Annotated in this window: 15 protein-coding genes; 9 read left to right on the forward strand and 6 right to left on the reverse strand. The window is 63.2% G+C overall.

Annotated elements, in window-relative coordinates:
- Nucleotides 1–68 precede the first annotated feature (68 nt).
- Complete coding sequence (locus EG244_RS12210) at nt 69–2,498, forward strand: ATP-dependent helicase (protein WP_124965275.1); 2,430 nt, start codon at nt 69–71, stop codon at nt 2,496–2,498.
- A gap of 285 nt (nt 2,499–2,783) precedes the next feature.
- Complete coding sequence (locus EG244_RS12215; RefSeq protein WP_124965276.1) at nt 2,784–3,419, forward strand: thermonuclease family protein; 636 nt, start codon at nt 2,784–2,786, stop codon at nt 3,417–3,419.
- Between the two features lie 267 nt (nt 3,420–3,686).
- Here EG244_RS12215 and EG244_RS12220 read toward each other — a convergent pair whose 3' ends face one another.
- From EG244_RS12220 to EG244_RS12245, 6 genes are all read right to left on the reverse strand, one after another.
- Complete coding sequence (locus EG244_RS12220) at nt 3,687–4,868, reverse strand: MFS transporter (RefSeq protein ID WP_124965277.1); 1,182 nt, start codon at nt 4,866–4,868, stop codon at nt 3,687–3,689.
- A gap of 600 nt (nt 4,869–5,468) precedes the next feature.
- Entirely contained in the window at nt 5,469–6,581 is a 1,113-nt protein-coding gene (locus tag EG244_RS12225; RefSeq protein ID WP_124965278.1) for a pyridoxal phosphate-dependent aminotransferase, read from the reverse strand.
- Nucleotides 6,582–6,648: 67 nt separating this feature from the next.
- A complete protein-coding gene (locus EG244_RS12230) occupies nt 6,649–7,536 on the reverse strand; it encodes a lysophospholipid acyltransferase family protein (protein ID WP_124965279.1) in 888 nt (295 codons plus the stop codon).
- Nucleotides 7,537–7,563: 27 nt separating this feature from the next.
- On the reverse strand, nt 7,564–8,439 hold the full coding sequence (locus EG244_RS12235) for a DMT family transporter (protein WP_124965280.1): 876 nt from the start codon (nt 8,437–8,439) through the stop codon (nt 7,564–7,566).
- A 770-nt stretch (nt 8,440–9,209) separates the two neighbouring features.
- The gene (gene ilvN / locus EG244_RS12240; protein ID WP_124965281.1) at nt 9,210–9,770 is read right to left on the reverse strand and encodes an acetolactate synthase small subunit; all 561 of its coding nucleotides are present in this window, start codon (nt 9,768–9,770) and stop codon (nt 9,210–9,212) included.
- Nucleotides 9,771–9,787: 17 nt separating this feature from the next.
- Nucleotides 9,788–11,545, reverse strand: coding sequence for an acetolactate synthase 3 large subunit (locus EG244_RS12245; protein ID WP_124965282.1), 1,758 nt, complete (start codon nt 11,543–11,545; stop codon nt 9,788–9,790).
- A 479-nt stretch (nt 11,546–12,024) separates the two neighbouring features.
- Here EG244_RS12245 and EG244_RS12250 point away from each other — a divergent pair, with 479 nt between their 5' ends.
- The 7 genes from EG244_RS12250 (at nt 12,025) to EG244_RS12280 (ending at nt 17,599) form a co-directional block, all read left to right on the forward strand.
- Nucleotides 12,025–12,393, forward strand: coding sequence for a hypothetical protein (locus tag EG244_RS12250; RefSeq protein WP_124965283.1), 369 nt, complete (start codon nt 12,025–12,027; stop codon nt 12,391–12,393).
- A gap of 169 nt (nt 12,394–12,562) precedes the next feature.
- Complete coding sequence (purU, locus tag EG244_RS12255) at nt 12,563–13,447, forward strand: formyltetrahydrofolate deformylase (protein WP_124965284.1); 885 nt, start codon at nt 12,563–12,565, stop codon at nt 13,445–13,447.
- Between the two features lie 66 nt (nt 13,448–13,513).
- On the forward strand, nt 13,514–14,419 hold the full coding sequence (locus EG244_RS12260; protein ID WP_124965285.1) for a DMT family transporter: 906 nt from the start codon (nt 13,514–13,516) through the stop codon (nt 14,417–14,419).
- A gap of 86 nt (nt 14,420–14,505) precedes the next feature.
- Nucleotides 14,506–15,330 (forward strand): thymidylate synthase, encoded by an 825-nt coding sequence (locus tag EG244_RS12265; protein ID WP_124965286.1) that lies wholly within the window; start codon nt 14,506–14,508, stop codon nt 15,328–15,330.
- Nucleotides 15,330–15,806, forward strand: a complete 477-nt coding sequence (locus EG244_RS12270; protein WP_124965287.1) for a dihydrofolate reductase — start codon at nt 15,330–15,332, stop codon at nt 15,804–15,806. The genes EG244_RS12265 and EG244_RS12270 overlap by 1 nt, the downstream gene beginning before the upstream one ends.
- Before the next feature lie 97 nt (nt 15,807–15,903).
- Nucleotides 15,904–16,332 (forward strand): VOC family protein, encoded by a 429-nt coding sequence (locus EG244_RS12275; protein ID WP_124965288.1) that lies wholly within the window; start codon nt 15,904–15,906, stop codon nt 16,330–16,332.
- A gap of 292 nt (nt 16,333–16,624) precedes the next feature.
- On the forward strand, nt 16,625–17,599 hold the full coding sequence (locus EG244_RS12280; RefSeq protein WP_124965289.1) for a hypothetical protein: 975 nt from the start codon (nt 16,625–16,627) through the stop codon (nt 17,597–17,599).
- The last annotated feature ends 5 nt before the right edge of the window (nt 17,600–17,604 follow it).

Here is a 17,604-nt window from a genome sequence, read left to right on the forward strand (position 1 = left end):
TGGGGGAACGCGGGCTTCCCCTTGGCGCATGACGCGCTATATTGGCGATAACAAGCCGGGATAAGCCAATGACCGAGACCTCTCTGCCCCTCAGCCAGCGCGCCATGATGGCGCAGCGCCCTGCCCCCTACCTTGAGGGGTTGAACGCCGCCCAGCGCGCCGCCGTTGAGGCGCTGGACGGTCCGGTTCTGGTGCTGGCAGGCGCGGGCACCGGCAAAACCCGGGTGCTGACCACCCGGATCGCGCATCTGCTGAACACCGGCAAAGCGCGGCCCCATGAGGTGCTGGCGGTGACCTTCACCAATAAAGCCGCCCGCGAGATGAAAAACCGCATCAGCCGTCTGATGGGCGAAGCGATTGAGGGGATGCCCTGGCTTGGCACCTTCCACTCGGTCGCGGTGAAGATCCTGCGCCGTCATGCCGAACTGGTCGGGCTGAACAGCAGCTTTACGATCCTTGATACCGACGACCAGCTGCGCCTGATGAAACAGGTCATCATCGCCCGCGGCATTGATGAGAAGAAATGGCCCGCCCGGCAGCTGGCTTCGCTGATCGATCACTGGAAAAACCGCGGCTGGACGCCCGAGCAGGTCTCGGCGGCGGAATCGACCGAGTTCAACCGCCTCGGCATCACGCTTTACAAAGATTACCAGAACCGCCTGAAAAATCTGAACGCCTGCGATTTCGGCGATCTTTTGCTGCACTGCCTGACGATCTTTTTGCAGCATCCCGATGTGCTGGGGCGCTATCAGCAATGGTTCCGCTATATTCTGGTGGATGAGTATCAGGACACCAACGTCGCGCAGTATCTTTGGCTGCGGCTGCTGGCCCAAGGGTATCGCAACATCTGCTGCGTGGGCGATGACGACCAGTCGATCTATGGCTGGCGCGGCGCAGAGGTCGGCAATATCCTGCGCTTTGAGAAGGACTTCGCCGCCGATGAGGACAAGGGCCGCGCCGGCCCTCAGGTCATCCGGCTGGAGCAGAACTACCGCTCAACCCCGCATATCCTGGCGGCGGCTTCCTCAGTAATTGCCGGGAACCGTGAGCGTCTGGGCAAGACCCTCTGGACCGATCAGGCCGAGGGTGAGAAGGTCCGCCTGATTGGTCATTGGGACGGCGAGGAGGAGGCCCGCTGGATCGGCGAAGAGGCCGAGGCCCTGTCGCAGGGTCGCCGCCCTCAGGGCGTGGTGGGGCTGAACGATCAGGCGATCCTCGTGCGCGCCTCGCATCAGATGCGCGCCTTTGAGGACCGTTTCCTGACCATCGGCCTGCCCTACCGCGTCATCGGCGGTCCGCGCTTTTATGAGCGGCTTGAGATCCGCGATGCCATGGCCTATTTCCGCCTTGCGATCACGCCCTCGGATGATCTGGCCTTTGAGCGGATCGTGAATACCCCCAAGCGCGGTCTTGGCGATAAAGCCCAGGGCCTGATCCGCGATATCGCCCGCGGCCATGAGGAGCCGCTGTTGTCTGGCGCGCGCCGTGTGGTCGATGGCGCAATGCTCGGCGGTAAGGGCGGCGCGGCTTTGCGCAAATTCGTCCAGGATATGGACCGCTGGCATGATGAGGTGCTGAGCGCGCGCCCCGCGATCGCAGAAGACATGGTGATTGAGCCGGTGGTGCCCGATGCGGCGCCGCACCGCGATCACAACCACATCCGCCTGGCTGAGCGGATGCTGGAGGATTCGGGCTATATCTCGATGTGGCAGAACGACAAAACCCCCGAAGCCGAGGGCCGTCTGGAGAACCTCAAAGAGCTTGTGAAGGCCCTTGAGGAATTCGACAGCCTGCAGGGCTTCCTCGAACATGTCGCGCTGATCATGGACAATGAAAAGGATGAGGCTTCGGAAAAGATCACCATCATGACGCTGCATGGCGCCAAGGGGCTGGAATTTCCCGCCGTCTGGCTGCCTGGCTGGGAAGAGGGGATTTTCCCCTCGCAGCGCTCGCTGGATGAAACGGGAAATCGTGGCCTCGAAGAAGAGCGCCGTCTGGCCTATGTCGGCATCACCCGGGCAGAGCAGCTCTGCACGATCTCTTTTGCGGCCAACCGTCGGGTCTTTGGTCAGTGGCAAAGCCAGCTGCCCTCGCGCTTCATCGATGAGATTGCCGAAGAGCATGTCGATGTGCTGACCGCGCCGGGGCTTTACGGCGGCGGCTATGGCGCGGCGGCCCCCTCTTACGGCAAAAGCAGCGTTGAGACGCGGGCCTCTGAGGCCAATGTCTATAACTCCCCCGGCTGGCGCCGCCTCCAGACGCAAAGCGCAAAGCCCGCCACGCCGCCGCGCAAAATCACCCCGCCCGCGGCGCTCAATGGCGAGATCCTGCCCGATTTCGATCCCGGCGCGCGGGTGTTCCACCAGAAGTTCGGCTATGGCACCGTGGTCTCCGCCGATGGCGACAAGCTGGGCGTTGAGTTCGACAAGGCGGGCAGCAAGCATGTGATGTCGTCTTACGTCGTGGCCGCCGATGCGGCGAGCGACGTGCCGTTCTGACCGGAGCCCGCCGGAGTTTCGGTCCGGCGCTGATCCGGATGTGCAGACGTTCGGCTACGGCGTCGTGACCTCCGCCGACGGCATCGTCCCAGCTGCGGTGCCATCCGCCCTCCGGAAGACCGCCCCCGCACCGGGGGCGAACTCCCGGCCCGACGGCAACCTTGACGTGATGTCAGAGCCTATCCGTGATCCCATCTGCAAACTTCTCTCATCCCGCCAGATCGCCTAAAAGGTTAACGGACCACAGGAGACTCGCCTGTGAGGATCTGATCGGGGGAGACGGTTATGGAGACATTCGGAGGCATTGTCCTGTCTCTCGCGGCACTCGGCGCAATCTGGTTTGTCCTCTCGCTTCTGACGCGTGAAAATCGCAACGAAAGCCCGCCTGAGCAGCCCGCCTCCTGGTCGCAGCCAAAACCTGCGCCCCGGCCCGCGCCGCGACCCGCAGCGCCCGCTCCGGCCCGTGTCACCCAGACTTCTGATTTCCCGCCCGAGATCCTTTGCGGCAGGGCTTGGGTGGTGGACGGCGATACGCTGAAGATCCGCAACCGGCCGCTGCGCCTCTTTGGGGTGGATGCACCCGAGATGGACCACCCCTATGGCATCTCCGCGCAGCGCGCGCTGAAAAAGCTGTGCAGCGGCCATGAAGTCCGCGCCGCCATTGTGGGCTGTGATGACTACGGCCGCGAGGTTGCGAAATGCAGCCTGCCCGACGGGCGCGATCTCTCGGCAGAGATGGTAAAGCTTGGGCTGGCGATTGACTGGCCGAAGTTCTCCGGTGGCCTCTATACCCACCTCGAGGTCGAGGGCCTGCGCAAAAAGCTGTGGCTGGCCGATGCGCGCCAGAAGGGCCGGATGCATGTCTGGGAGAAATATGCCGCGGACCAGGCCCGCAAAGCGGCGGCCAAAGCGCGGGGCTGACGGAGGCCTGGCTGCGTCAAAATGTGTTAACGAATCCGTTCAAGCCGCCTGGGGTGGTCTCATTTAAGACAACTGATGAGACATAAATGCGTTTTCTGACCCTGACGGCTTTTGTCTGCGCCCTGCTTTTGCCCTCCCTGGCATCGGCCCATCGCGGTGGCTGCCGCAAATCCTCTCCGCCCGGGCAGTGCTGCCATATGGACAACCGCGCAGGCCGGGTGCACTGCCATTGAAAAGGGGCCCCGCGGGGCCCCTGATCCACCCTGATCAGTCGGTGCGATCGGGCGATAGCAGCGCATAGGCCAGACAGCCAAAGCCCAGAATCAGCGCCAGAAAGCCAAAGATCGCGTGAAACCCCGCGACCACCCCGCCTGAGGCCAGGGCCGTCTCATAGATCGGACGGGTCGCAAGCTGCACCAGCCCGGTCGAGCCGATGCTGCAGAGGTTCAAAATCGCCACCCCCCGCCCGACCATATGGGGCGGAAAGAACGCCCGCCCATGCGCCATGATCAGCGCAAAGGCCGTGCCGAAAAAGCCGCTGAGCGCAATCAGCGCCACCGCCATGCCAAGGCCCGGCTGCGGGTTCCACCACAAAAGGGCCAGGGCCAGAAAGCCCATCAGATTGCCGCCAAGGATCACTTTCTTGCGGCTTTTGACCAGCCTCTCCAGCGGCCCATAGAGCAGGCTGCCGAGTGTCATCGCCACGCCCATGATCAGCATATAGGTGCCGGTCGCGGCGGCATCCGCCTCATAAACCTTTGTAAAATAAGGTCCGCCCCAGATACCGCGCAGAGTGGCTGCGGGCGCATAGCCCACCGCGATGATAATCAGCACCCCCCAGAGCGCGGGCTGGCGGAAGATCGCGCCCCAGCTGCCGCCGCCTGCGGGCACTTCAGCCTTTGCGGGATCGCGCACAAAACACAGCACACCCAGCGCCGCAAGTGCAGTGACAACGCCCAGAATGCTCATCGCCTGCCGCCAGCCCAGCGCCTCAACCGCCAGCGACAGCGGCAGGGCCGCCCCCAGATTGCCAAGGCTGCCGACCCCGATCAGCAGGCCGCTGAGACTGCCAAAGACCGCCGCCGGAAAATTCCGCGCAAAGATATACATCGAGCCCATCAGCACCGGCGCACAGCCCGTCCCGATCAGCAGCATGGCGATATAGATATCCGTCGCACTTCCCGCCAGCGCGAACCAGAAGGCCCCTCCTGCCCCCCCGATCCCGAGCAGAAGAGAGACGGTCAGCCGCGGCCCGTAGCGGTCAAGCCCCAGGCCCACGGCGATCTGCATGGCCGCAAAGGCCAGAAAAAAGAAGCTCGACGCGGTGGCCAGCTCCCCCTCGGTCACCCCCGGATCAAGGGCCAGCGCCGGGGCCAGAACCGACAGAAAAGCACGGTAGAACTGCGACAGCACATAGCCCAGAACCAGGGCAAGTATCCCCATTTTCATAAAGTTGTTCCCCTCTCCGACCGGGAGAGTGGCGGCGGCACCGGGGCGATGCAAGACAAAGCGCGCAGGGACGGCGCGGAAGTTCAGAGCCGCTGTGGCTCCGAAGTGACGCCGGTCAGTGCGGGGGGCCGACCCGCGCAAAGAGAGGGTGCCTGCCCTGTTGCGGCGCATCGCCCTGTCGGCATTTCTATGCTCAGAATGTCCTGCTGCTGAGAGCGGCACTCCGCACCGCAAGCAGCTCCTGGCTGGCACCCCCGGCAGTGAACTCTGCCTTCACCATTCTGCACCGGACGGGCAGGAAAAACCCCCTGATCTGCGCAGCACTGCCGCCGCGGTCGAGGCCGCCTCGCAGAGGGGCCGGCCCGACCGCAGGGCAGCGCGCAAAGCGTTCCGGCAGCAATCTGTGGCCTGTGGCAGAAACGACTTCATCTGCCCGGCTCTCTGAAACCAAAGCCGATGGGCCAGGCACTGACCTCTGCCGCCGCGCCCCGGCTCTGTCGCACCCGCGAAATGCGGCGGCGAGCAGCCCTGGCCCGCAAGACGTCAGAGCCCTTCCCCTGCAGAGGCCGCAGGGGAAACACTGTCCGCAGAGGCGGGCGCTCAGAGAGACGCGCGGGCCGCCGCAAGCGCCTGAGGCAGCGCGGCTGCCAAAGCCGCATGATCGGCCGCGGTGCCGCAGCTGATCCGGATGCAGCGGTCATGCGGGGCGACAAAGGGCATGCGGATAAAAACACCGCGCTGCCCGAGTTCGCGCACGATCGCGCGGGCCAGATCACCGCCCGCACCGCAGTCGATGGTGACAAAATTGGTGGCGGAAGCCAGCGGAGCGAGGCCGTTTTCCCGGGCGATACGGCTGATCTCGGCTTTTGAGGCGGCCACTTTCGCGCGCACCAAAGGGATCCATTCGGGATCTGACAGCGCGGCCAGCGCTCCGGCCTGGGCAATCCGGCTCATGCCGAAGTGGTTGCGCACCTTGTCAAAACTGCGGATCAGATCCTCATGCGCGATGGCATAGCCGACGCGCGCGCCCGCCATGCCCTGCCCCTTCGAGAAGGTCCGCATCCGGATCACGCGCGGATCGCCGGCATCAATCGCGGGCGCCGTGCCTTCGGGCGCCAGCTCAATATAGGCCTCATCGAGGACCAGAAGGCTGCCTTCGGGCACCGCATCGATCATGGCCTGAATCACCGGCGCTTCATGCCAGGAACCCATGGGATTGTCAGGATTGGCGAGGTAAATCAGCTTCGCTGAGACCTCCGCCGCCTTTGCGACCAGCGCCTGCGGGTCTTCATGATTGCCCGCATAGGGCACCTTGTGAAGCTGGCCGCCAAAGCCCGTGACGTGGAAGTTGAAGGTCGGATAGGCGCCATCCGAGGTGACAACCGCATCGCCCGGCCCCACCAGCATCCGCGCCAGATAGCCCAGAAGTCCGTCGATGCCCTCGCCCACAATGATATTGCTGCGCGAGACGCCATGTTTGGCGGCCAGAGCTTCGCGCAGCTCAAAGTTCTCGGGATCGCCATACATCCAGCAGGAGGCAGCGGCCTCTGCCATGGCCGTCACGGCGAGGGGCGAAGGGCCGTAGCCGCTTTCATTGGCCCCAAGGCGGGCGGCAAAACCCGCGCCGCGCGCACGCTCCTGGGTTTCGGGACCGACGAAGGGCACCAGAGAGGGCAGCTCTGCCACCAGGGGGGTATACCGCGGACCACGCATTGCCTTACTCCATCGCCTGTACGTCAGCGACTTTTGAGCAAAATTGCCGCCCGCTGCAAGGCCTGGCTCAGAGGTCCTCGCCGATCAGCGGCGCGCCTGCGCCCTTCCAGCGACGGTGGATCCAGAACCACTGCTCGGGGTGCTGCCGCACCAGCGCCTCCAGGCTGTCGTTCAGCGCCTGGGTCATCACTTCGGGGGTGGTATGCGGGATCGGCGCTTCCACCACGATCTGAAAGTTCAGCCCGTCGGGCTGACGGATGCCGTAGGTCGGGATCAGGAGCGCGTCATATTTCAGCGCCATCTCTGCGGCAGAAAGCGCGGTTTTCGCCTCATGGCCGAAAAAGCCCAGCGTGATGCCATGCGACATATGGTGATCGACCAGCATCCCCAGCACACCACCGCCGCGCAAAAAGCGCACCATCTGCCCCAGACCGCGCGGGCTGCGGGGGAAGAGCGGGCGGGAAATATTGCCGATCGCCTCTTCGTAATGCGCGTTAAAGAGCTTGTTCACCATCGGCATGTAAAGTGCGCCGACCTGAATGCCCCGCGCACCCATCGCCGCGCGGGAGGCATCGTAATTGCCGAAATGCCCGGTCACGAGGATCACCGGACGCCCCGCATCACGCGCCGCATCAAGGGCCGCAACGCCCGCGCCCACCGGGGGGACGGCGGCCGTGCGCTCAATGAACTCTTTGCCGGAATAAATCTCGATGATGGTGCGGCCGACGTTGTCGGGCACCTCGCGCATCAGCCGCTTCACCTCAGACTTCGGCAGTTCCGGCCAGACGAGGGCCAGATTGTCGCGCACCCGCCGCGTCCATCCGGCGACCGGCGCCACGACCCGCGAGACCACCCAGCCGAAAAGCGGCACCCGCATCCGGTAAGGCAGCGCCAGCGACAGGCCGATCACCGCCCGCAGAACTGCGTTCACTACCCTGTGCTTAAACTTCGGCATACTTACGTCCCATGCGGCCCGCCCCGCTCAGTCGCGCACTCGGGCGCTGCGGGTCTCACGGTGCCACACATAAATACCCGAGACCACGATCACAAGCGCGCCGACCCCGGTCCAGAGATCGGGCATCTCGCCAAAGAACAGCCACCCCCAGAAGGTTGCACAGAGCAGCCCGACATAGGCGAAGGGCGCAATCACCCCCGCCTCTCCGGTGGTGAACGCCCGGATCATGAACAATTGCCCCAGCGAGCCGATCACCCCGATCGACAAAAAGGCCGGCAGGTGTTCGAAGGCGACCGGCGTCCAGACGGTGGGCAGCGTGACGGTGGTGATCAGCGATCCGGTCAGCGCGGCATAAACGAGCGCCGTCCAGATCGGATCTTTTGCGCCCATTTTCCGGGTGATCAGCGCATTGGCGGTATAGCAGACCGCACAGCCCAGCGGCAAAAGCGCCGCCCAGCCAAAGACACCGGAGCCGGGGCGGATGATGATCAGCGCCCCGATCAGCGCCGCCAGCACGCCGGCAAGGCGGCGCGGGCCCAGCTTCTCGCCTAAAAAGATCGCCGCGCCGAGCGTGATCAGCACCGGATTGATATCAGCAATCGCCGTCGCCTCTGCGAGGCCGATATAGGGCATCGCGAGAAAGAAAAACGCCGTCGCCGCGAACTGACAGACCGAGCGGATCAGATGCGAGGCCAGATGCTGCGTGCGCATATATTGCAGCAGCCTTGGTCCAATCAGGCAAAGCACCACCACCACCTGCCCGGTATAGCGCGACCAGACCACCTGCATCGGGTGATAATGCTGCGCCATGGTCTTGGCGACGGCATCCATGAAGGAGAAAACCGAGACCGCGAGCAGCATATAAAGAATAGCCTGAGCCTGTCGGCTGGCGGGGAAAAACATCGTCAGGCTCCGGGGTCAGAGGCGGTCGGCACAGGTCTGCGGAGGCCCGCAGAGATTGTCAATGCCGCAGCCCCCGGGGACTGCGCGCGCAGGCTCTCAGACAGGACTGCGCGACAGCCAGGGAGCTCTGCCCGACCTGCGGGCGGGTCCCGAAGCACGAAGAAAGCAGGCCTGAGTAAGAAAGCCCCTCACGCACCGGGCCTGCCCCCTGTGCCTTTAAGAAGATCGTGTCGGGATTTGCAAAATTGCAGCCCTGGCAGGGTGCTGAAAGCAGTCGACCGAGGAGGGGAGTTGTCTCGGAAGTGCGGAAAGTCAGCCGTCGTTCAACCGCTTCAAATAGGTTTGGCACTGAAGTTCACTTTGACTTCGGGAAGATTTCTCCGAAAGCCCCGCCCGGAAATACGTTTTCAGCAGCCTGCCAGGCATTGGCGGGCTGTCCCCCTTCCAGGGCATTTTCCGTCTGATCCCCTGTCATTCGGGCCGAAGCCAGGGCGATCTGCCTGAGCCCGGGTGACCTTTCCCCGCGCGATGGGCTCAACGGGCAGGTCAGGGCCCCGATGCAAAATTGAGGGCGGCCCTGTCACAAGCGGAGCGGCGACAGGCGGAGGGTTGCGCCTGTCGCAGGCCCCGGGGGCTGACGGCCCCCGGACCCCCGTGAGTATTTTTAAAAGCCAAAGACTGCCCGGCCTGTCGGTCTGAGAGGCGGAAGGGATGAGGAACGAAGAAAGCCGCCCCCGAGAGGGGGCGGCCTTTGCGCGATATGGAAAGGTTCAGACGCCGCGCGAGAGCGCTGCGACACCGGTGCGCGCCACTTCAATGAGGCCGAGCGGGCGCATCAGTTCGGCGAAGGCGTCGATCTTTTCGGGCGTGCCGGTCATCTCGAAGATGAAGCTTTCCAGCGTGCTGTCGACGACATTGGCGCGGAAGATCTCGGCCAGACGCAGGGCCTCAATGCGGGCCTCGCCTTTGCCTGCGACCTTCAGAAGCGCCAGTTCGCGCTGCACGCTCGGGCCCTCGACGGTCAGGTCATGAACCTCATAGACCGGGACCAGACGGGTCAGCTGCGCCTTGATCTGTTCAATGACCTGGGGCGTGCCGCGGGTGACCACGGTGATGCGCGAGCGGTGGCCGGTGTGATCGACCTCGGCCACGGTCAGGCTGTCGATGTTATAGCCGCGCCCCGAAAAGAGGCCGATGACCCGGGCGAGGACGCCCGATTCATTGTCGACGATCACCGCCAGGGTGTGGCTTTCGATGATCTCACCATTGGGGTCGCGCAGGTCATAGGCCGAATGGCTCGATGCGCCTTTGCGGATGTTCAAAGCTGCCATGATCTCTCTCCCTGCCCTCAGACCAGAACCGCGCCGCCGGACTGGATGGCGCCCGAGGTTTCCGCCTCACCCAGCAGCATTTCGTTATGCGGCTTGCCCGAGGGGATCATCGGGAAGCAGTTTTCATGTTTCTCAACGAGGCAGTCGAAGATCACCGGGCCGTCATAGGCCAGCATCTCGCGGATCGCCTCATCGAGATCATCCGGATCCGAGCATTGGATGCCCTTGCAGCCAAAGGCTTCGGCCAATTTCACGAAGTCCGGCAGGCTTTCCGACCAGGAGTTGGAATAGCGCTGGCCATGCAGCAGATCCTGCCACTGGCGCACCATGCCCAGACGCTCATTGTTGAGGATGAACTGCTTGACCGGGGCGCGGAACTGCATCGCCGTGCCCATTTCCTGCATGTTCATCAGCCAGGAGGCTTCGCCCGCCACGTTGATGACCAGGGCTTCAGGATGTGCCACCTGCACCCCGATGGAGGCCGGCAGACCATAGCCCATGGTGCCCAGCCCTCCGCTGGTCATCCAGCGGTTCGGCTGATCGAAGCGCAGATATTGCGCGGCCCACATCTGGTGCTGGCCCACTTCGGTGGTGATATAGCGCGCCGGGTGGTCTTTGGTCAGCTCCTGCAGGCGGTGCAGCGCATATTGCGGCTTGATGACCTTGCCGGTCTGGGTGAAGGCGAGGCAGTTGACCTTCTTCCACTCTTCGATCCGCGCCCACCATTTCGCCAGCCCCTCGCGGTTGACTTTGCGGCCGCGCGATTTCCAGATGCGCAGGGCATCTTCAAGCACATGGGCCACATCGCCGAGGATCGGCAGGTCAACGCGGATCACCTTGTTGATCGAGGAGGCGTCGATATCGATATGCACTTTGGTCGAGCCCGGCGAGAAATCCGCCACGCGCCCGGTGATGCGGTCATCAAAGCGCGCGCCGACGTTGATCATCAGATCGCAGCCGTGCATCGCGAGGTTGGCCTCATAAAGGCCGTGCATGCCGAGCATCCCCAGCCAGCCCCTGCCGCTGGCGGGATAAGCGCCAAGGCCCATCAGCGTCGAGGTGATCGGAAAGCCGGTGGCATCCACGAATTCACGCAGCAGCTGGCTGGCCGCTGGACCGGAGTTGATCACGCCGCCGCCGGTATAAAAGACCGGGCGTTCTGCGGTTTCCATCAGCTCGACCAGGCGGGTGATCGCTTCCGGATCGCCCTTCACCCTGGGCTGATAGCGCTGTTCTGCCAGCTGGCGCGGGTCGGTATAGACCGCTTCGGCGAATTGCACATCTTTCGGGATGTCGATCAGCACCGGGCCCGGGCGACCCGAGGTCGCCACATGGAAGGCCTGATGGATGGTTTTCGAGAGATCCGCGGTGTCTTTCACCAGCCAGTTCATCTTGGTGACCGGACGGGTGATGCCCACGGTATCGGCCTCCTGGAAGCCGTCGGTGCCGATCATAAAGGTCGGAACCTGGCCCGAGAAAACCACGATCGGGATCGAATCGAGCAGCGCATCCACGATCCCGGTCACCGCATTGGTGGCCCCGGGCCCCGAGGTCACCAGCACCACACCGGGCTTGCCCGTTGAGCGGGCATAGGCCTCGGCCATATGCACGGCGGCCTGCTCGTGGCGCACGAGAATGTGGCGGATGTCATTTTGCTGAAAAATGGCATCGTAAATCGGTAGGACAGCGCCACCCGGATAGCCGAAAATTACCTCGACGCCCTGATCTTTCAGGGCCTGAACGACCATATTGGCTCCGGTCATCGTCCGCGACATGGTATCCTCGCTTCTGCCTTGGCTTGTGCCTGTGGGAATGCCTGCAAATCAAAACGCCCCCGGGGGTATCCGGGGGCGCATGGGTCCGATCTGGTTCCGTTACCGGTCCATGCGCCTGTTGTGCGTCTCTACGACAATAAGAAGCATCATCCGACCCTCCGCCTGCATCCGGAGGCGACATTATGAGCGGGTGCCAGCCGCGTCAACCGCGCATCGTCGCAAAATATGTCGCGTGGGTGGTATATTTTGATATTTTATAACCGAACATCGGCAATCCTGGAAATATTCGATAGATAGGGCCCTGTATGGGGCGAATCCGACAGGTCAAACCGGCAAAGTTTCGCTGCCCGCGCGAAATAAACCTGCCCAATTCCTTCAAACGCCGCAATCAACGCCCTATCTTCGCCACAAACCGGCATTAGAAAAGTGGTCACAGGCGGGGACTCTGCCCGATCTGAAGCTGACTGGAAGGCATATAAATGACACCTGCTCTGCTCATTCTTTCCGGCGCTGCCGTGACCATCGCGGCCGTGATCGCGCTGTTCTCAGGCGTGTCTTTCGGGATGGTTGCTGCGGGCTATCTGCTGGCGGGCCTTCTCTTCTCGGCGGTGATCATTCTGGCCGGGGCTTTGCGCTACCGCCACAGCTCGCGCGATGCGCGCTACTATACGGAAGTCGAGGCGGAGATGATCGCGCTGCGCGAAAGCGCCGCTCTCGACGGCCGCTTCGGCTCGGGCAGCCCTGAGGCGCTGTCGCCGGTGCTGCACCGCACCCTCATGGCGCGCGAAGAGGCCATTGACCGCGCCAACCGGGAAGACAGCGAACTGCTGATCCGCGTTCGCCGCTGATCTCCCCCCCTGATCGTCAACCGCCCGGACCCTTCGTCCGGGCTTTTTTTGTCCGCATCCCGCCTCTTTGCGCAAACTCCAATGCCCGCTGGCGCGCGTCCCGGGCTGTCGCTATACCGACCCACGCTGAAGAAATGCGCCCTCCCGACCCGGGCGCGAGGAGGGAAGTATGACCAGCCATGTTCTGACCGTCCGTTGCCCGGCACGCCGGGGTATCGTTGCTGCCATCTCGGGCTATCTTGCTGAGCAGGGCTGCAATATCACCGACGCCGCGCAATATGACGATGTGGGGACGCAGAGCTTCTTTACCCGCATCAGCTTCACCCCCGAGACCGGCACCCCCCTTGAGGGGCTGCGCGAAGGCTTTGCCGCTGTCGCCGCCCCCTTTGAGATGGACTGGGCGATCCATGACGGTCATCACCGCATGAAGGTGCTGCTGATGGTGTCGAACTTCGGGCATTGCCTGAATGATCTGCTCTATCGCTGGCGCATCGGGGCGCTGCCGATTGATATCGTGGGCGTGGTCTCGAACCATCTCACCTATCAAAAGGTGGTGGTGAACCACGACATCCCCTTCCACCACATCCGCGTCACCAAAGAGAACAAGGCCGAAGCCGAAAAGCGCATCATGGATGTGGTGTCCGAGACCGGCACCGAGCTGGTGGTGCTGGCGCGTTATATGCAGATCCTCTCGGATGAATTCTGCGCGAAGATGTCGGGGCGGATCATCAATATCCACCATTCCTTCCTGCCGAGCTTCAAGGGGGCCAATCCCTATAAGCAGGCCTATGAGCGCGGCGTGAAGCTGATCGGGGCCACCTCGCATTACGTCACCGCCGATCTCGACGAAGGCCCGATCATCGAGCAGGACACCATCCGCGTCACCCATGCCCAAAGCGCGGAAGATTACGTCTCGCTGGGCCGCGATGTTGAAAGTTCGGTCCTGAGCCGCGCGATCCACGCCCATATTCATCACCGGGTGTTCCTCAACGACAGCAAGACCGTGGTCTTCCCCGCCAGCCCCGGATCCTACGCCTCGGAACGGATGGGCTGAAGCCCGCTCTGACAGCCCCGCCCGCGCGTTATTCGCGCGGGTTTTTCTTTGCCGGAAGGACGGGTTTTGGAACTCTGGATCGTCATCACCATCGCTGCGGCCTTTTTGCAAAACCTGCGTTCGGCGGCGCAGAAGCATCTCAAGGGCGTGATGGGCACCACCGGCGCCACCTTCGTGCGCTTTGGCTTTGGCATGCCCTTTGCCTTTTTGTTTCTCGCGGTGCTGGTCTGGGGCCGGGGCGTCACCCTGCCCGCGCTGAACGGTGAATTTGCGCTTTGGGTCATTGCCGGGGCCTCGGCGCAGATCGGCGCGACCTTTCTGCTGATCCATCTGTTTTCCTTTCGCAATTTCGCCGCAGGCACCGCCTATTCCCGCACCGAGCCTGCCCAGGCCGCGCTTTTCGCGCTGATCTTTCTGGGCGAAACCGTCACCCCCGGCGCCATTGCCGCCATTGCGATTTCGGTTCTGGGGGTGATGCTGATTTCCGTGGCCCATAGCGCGCTGACGCTGAAAAGCCTCGTGACTTCGGTTTTTCAGCGCAATGCGCTGATCGGGCTGGCATCGGGGCTTTTGTTCGGCATCTCGGCGGTGGCTTATCGGGCGGCCTCGCTTTCACTCGGGGGCCCGGATTTTATGACCCAGGCGGCGGTGACGCTGGTCTGCACCATCACGCTGCAGACCCTTGCCATGGGGGGCTGGCTGCTTTGGAAGGACCGCTCAGAGGTGGCCCGGATTGCAAAGGCTTGGAAAATCTCGCTTTTTACCGGGGCGACCGGGGCCTCAGCCTCATTTGGCTGGTTCATGGCGATGACGCTGCAACAGGCGGCGGTGGTGAAGGCGCTGGCGCAGATTGAGATGCTGTTCACCTTTGCGGCCACGGTGTTTTTCTTTCGCGAAAAGATCACCGCGCGTGAGGCCTGGGGCTGCCTGCTGATCGTCGCGGGCATCCTGGTGCTGCTGCGTCTTGGGTGACGCACAGCGCCTGCGCCCTCGCGCCCCCTTTGCGCGGCGCGCTTAAGGGGTTATCTCTGCCGCAAGACGCCGGAACAGGAGCCGCCATGCATCAGTATCACGACGCCCTCAGAACCGTTCTGGAGAAGGGCACCCCCACCACTGATCGCACCGGCACCGGCACTGTGGCTTATTTCGGCCTGCAAAGCCGTTATGACCTGTCAGAGGGCTTTCCGCTGGTCACCACCAAGAAGCTGCATCTGAAGTCGATCATCCATGAGCTTTTGTGGTTTCTCTCGGGCGAGACCAATATCCGCTATCTGAAGGAAAACGGCGTCTCGATCTGGGATGAATGGGCCGATGAGAACGGCGATCTGGGCCCGGTTTACGGCAAGCAGTGGCGCAGCTTCTCGGTCACCGGCGCAGGCCCGACCGGCCCGGTCACCCTGCCCGAGGGCGGCGTCGATCAGATCGAAAAGCTGATCGCGCTGATCAAAAACAGCCCCGACAGCCGCCGCATGATCGTCTCGGCCTGGAACCCGACCGAGACCGATCAGATGGCGCTGCCGCCCTGTCACACCATGTGGCAGCTGCGCGTGCTGGGCGGCAAACTGCATCTGCAGCTTTACCAGCGCTCGGCCGATATGTTCCTCGGCGTGCCCTTCAACATCGCCTCTTATGCGCTGCTCCTGGAGATGCTGGCGCATGTGACGGGCTATGAGGCGGGGGATTTCATCCATACGCTGGGCGATGCGCATATCTATTCCAACCATATGGATCAGGTAAATCTGCAGCTCTCGCGCAGCCCCAAAGCGCTGCCGAAGCTGAAGATCAAACGCAAAGTCACCTCGATCTACGACTTCAAATTCGAAGATTTTGAATTTGAGGGCTATGACCCCGATCCGGCGATCAAAGCCCCGGTGGCCGTCTGATGCTGACGATCATTGTGGCGCGCGCGAAAAACGGCGCGATCGGCAAGGGCAATGATATCCCCTGGTATGCCCCCGAAGATCTCGCCTTCTTCAAGCGCGAGACCTTGGGCGGTGCGGTCATCATGGGCCGCAACACCTGGGAAAGCCTGCCCTTCAAGCCTTTGAAGAACCGCGACAATATCGTGGTCTCCTCGTCAATGGAGGGGGATCACGTCGTGCCCTCCTTCGCGGCCGCTCTGGCGCGGGCCTGGGATCAGGGCCATGCGCGCAGCTATGCCATGGGGGGCGCTTCGATCTACCGCGAGGCCCTGGCCCATGCTGAGCGCCTTCTGATCACCGAAGTGGATCTTGAGATCCCTGATGCGGATGTCTTCTTCCCGGAGTTTGATCCCGCAGAGTTCCGGCTGATCTCCACGCGCGTCCTGCGCGCGGCAGAGCCGCGCTGCACGTTGACCGAATGGCTGCGGATCCGCTGAGGCCGGGCTGCGCCGGGGGCTTTCACTCCGGCGCACTTTTCTCCCGCCGCAGGCCTGCTAAAGTAGTCACCTGACCCTTTTCAAGCGGAAGACACTCATGGCACTGCGCTATCTTCACACCATGGTCCGGGTTCTCGATCTGGAGAGCTCACTGGCCTTTTACAAACTGCTCGGTCTGGAAGAGACCCGCCGGATTGAGAACGAACAGGGCCGTTTCACGCTGGTGTTTCTCGCCCCGCCCGGCCAGCCGGAATGCCCGGTGGAGCTGACCTATAACTGGGACGGCGATGAGGGCCTGCCCTCGGACAGCCGCCACTTCGGCCACCTCGCCTATGAGGTCGATGACATCTATGCCACCTGCGCCCATCTTGAGGCCAATGGCGTGGCGATCAACCGCCCGCCGCGCGATGGCCGCATGGCCTTTGTGCGCAGCCCCGACAATGTCTCGATTGAGCTCTTGCAAAAAGACGGCGCGCTTGCCCCGGCAGAGCCCTGGACCAGCCGCCCCAACATCGGCCACTGGTAAGCCCTGCCCCCCGGCCCCGATCAGGGGCCGGGAATTCGGCCAGCCCCGGCCAAAGCAGATGGCCTTCGCCGCTTCAGAGAGATCAAGGGCCATCTGCCGCCTGTGCAACGGCGCCTTAAACCTGGCCCTGCCACAGCCCCCCGGATCGGAGAGTTCCTCCGACCCCGGCCCGATGGAAAACGGATTGTTCCAAAAAAGTTAACCCAACCATAATTTTGCCCGGATCCGGGCCAGTCTCGACCATGATGCGGGGCCATAGAAGGGTAAGCCCTGTTTAAGCTCCGGATTTTTCATGCCGACCGATCTCAAGTCTGACAGCCCTTCTGCCCCTGGCGCGGCCAGCGCGGCCTGGTTGCAGCATCTGTGTGATCTGACGGAAACCGAGGGCTTTATGGAGCCTGCGGGCCCTGGTCATCATGCGCTGCATCTCGAAGGCGGGCCGGATCTGCTGATCTGCTTTGCCGATCTGCCTGGCCTCAGCCAGCGGGCCCCGGGGGACTATCCCACGTCCTGGAAAACTGCGCGGGAGGCGGGCTGGTCGCTGCTGGTGCTGATCTCAGAGCGGGACGCCTGGTTCCGGGCTCCGCCGCTCTGGGAGTGGCTGGATGCCCGGGCGGATGAGGCTTTTTTTGAAAATTTTGACCGCGTGCTCTTCTATGGCTCTGGCCCCGCCGCGCATGCCGCCTGTGCGTTTTCGGCTGCGGCACCGGGGGCATTCGTGCTGGCGCTGTCGCCGGTGGCCACGCTTGACCCCGATCTTGCGGGCTGGGACAACCGCTGGCCTGAGATGCGCCGCAGCGATTTTCGCAACCGCTACGGCTATGGTCCCGACATGCTGCGTGCTGCCGCCCGGGCCACGCTGATCCATGACCCGGAAATCCCGGAAGACGCCATGCATTCAGCGCTTTATCGGCAGAACTTCGTGCAGCGGCTGAAAATGCCGGGGGCTGGCCGCGCGCCCGAACGTATCCTCGAGGACTGCGGTTTACTGCCCTCATTTCTGCACGGCGCGCTGGAAGGCAGCCTGAGCCCCGCCACCTTCGCCCGCCTCTGGCGGCAGCGGCGGCACTCGGTGAGCTGGCTTCAGGGCCGCGCCGCGCGGGCCGCCGGAAGTGAGCAGCCCTGCCGCGAGGCTCTGGTGCTGGCCCATGCACTCGCGCTTTCACCCGACCAGCCAAAGCTGCAGCGCCGCTATGATCTGCTGACCGAGCGCTATGAAGAGGAACTCGCCGAGGCCAGATCGCGCTGGAAAGCCGCGCCCCGGTAAGGTAA

This window comes from Falsigemmobacter faecalis, assembly GCF_003863335.1.
GTDB lineage: Bacteria > Pseudomonadota > Alphaproteobacteria > Rhodobacterales > Rhodobacteraceae > Wagnerdoeblera > Wagnerdoeblera faecalis.

What these genes read in the sequence shown, in the direction of transcription:
- EG244_RS12210 (WP_124965275.1), top strand. Translation starts at nt 69, where the DNA reads ATGACCGAGACCTCTCTGCCCCTCAGCCAGCGCGCCATGATGGCGCAG.
- EG244_RS12215 (WP_124965276.1), top strand. Translation starts at nt 2,784, where the DNA reads ATGGAGACATTCGGAGGCATTGTCCTGTCTCTCGCGGCACTCGGCGCA.
- EG244_RS12220 (WP_124965277.1), bottom strand. Translation starts at nt 4,868, where the DNA reads ATGAAAATGGGGATACTTGCCCTGGTTCTGGGCTATGTGCTGTCGCAG.
- EG244_RS12225 (WP_124965278.1), bottom strand. Translation starts at nt 6,581, where the DNA reads ATGCGTGGTCCGCGGTATACCCCCCTGGTGGCAGAGCTGCCCTCTCTG.
- EG244_RS12230 (WP_124965279.1), bottom strand. Translation starts at nt 7,536, where the DNA reads ATGCCGAAGTTTAAGCACAGGGTAGTGAACGCAGTTCTGCGGGCGGTG.
- EG244_RS12235 (WP_124965280.1), bottom strand. Translation starts at nt 8,439, where the DNA reads ATGTTTTTCCCCGCCAGCCGACAGGCTCAGGCTATTCTTTATATGCTG.
- ilvN (WP_124965281.1), bottom strand. Translation starts at nt 9,770, where the DNA reads ATGGCAGCTTTGAACATCCGCAAAGGCGCATCGAGCCATTCGGCCTAT.
- EG244_RS12245 (WP_124965282.1), bottom strand. Translation starts at nt 11,545, where the DNA reads ATGTCGCGGACGATGACCGGAGCCAATATGGTCGTTCAGGCCCTGAAA.
- EG244_RS12250 (WP_124965283.1), top strand. Translation starts at nt 12,025, where the DNA reads ATGACACCTGCTCTGCTCATTCTTTCCGGCGCTGCCGTGACCATCGCG.
- purU (WP_124965284.1), top strand. Translation starts at nt 12,563, where the DNA reads ATGACCAGCCATGTTCTGACCGTCCGTTGCCCGGCACGCCGGGGTATC.
- EG244_RS12265 (WP_124965286.1), top strand. Translation starts at nt 14,506, where the DNA reads ATGCATCAGTATCACGACGCCCTCAGAACCGTTCTGGAGAAGGGCACC.
- EG244_RS12270 (WP_124965287.1), top strand. Translation starts at nt 15,330, where the DNA reads ATGCTGACGATCATTGTGGCGCGCGCGAAAAACGGCGCGATCGGCAAG.
- EG244_RS12275 (WP_124965288.1), top strand. Translation starts at nt 15,904, where the DNA reads ATGGCACTGCGCTATCTTCACACCATGGTCCGGGTTCTCGATCTGGAG.
- EG244_RS12280 (WP_124965289.1), top strand. Translation starts at nt 16,625, where the DNA reads ATGCCGACCGATCTCAAGTCTGACAGCCCTTCTGCCCCTGGCGCGGCC.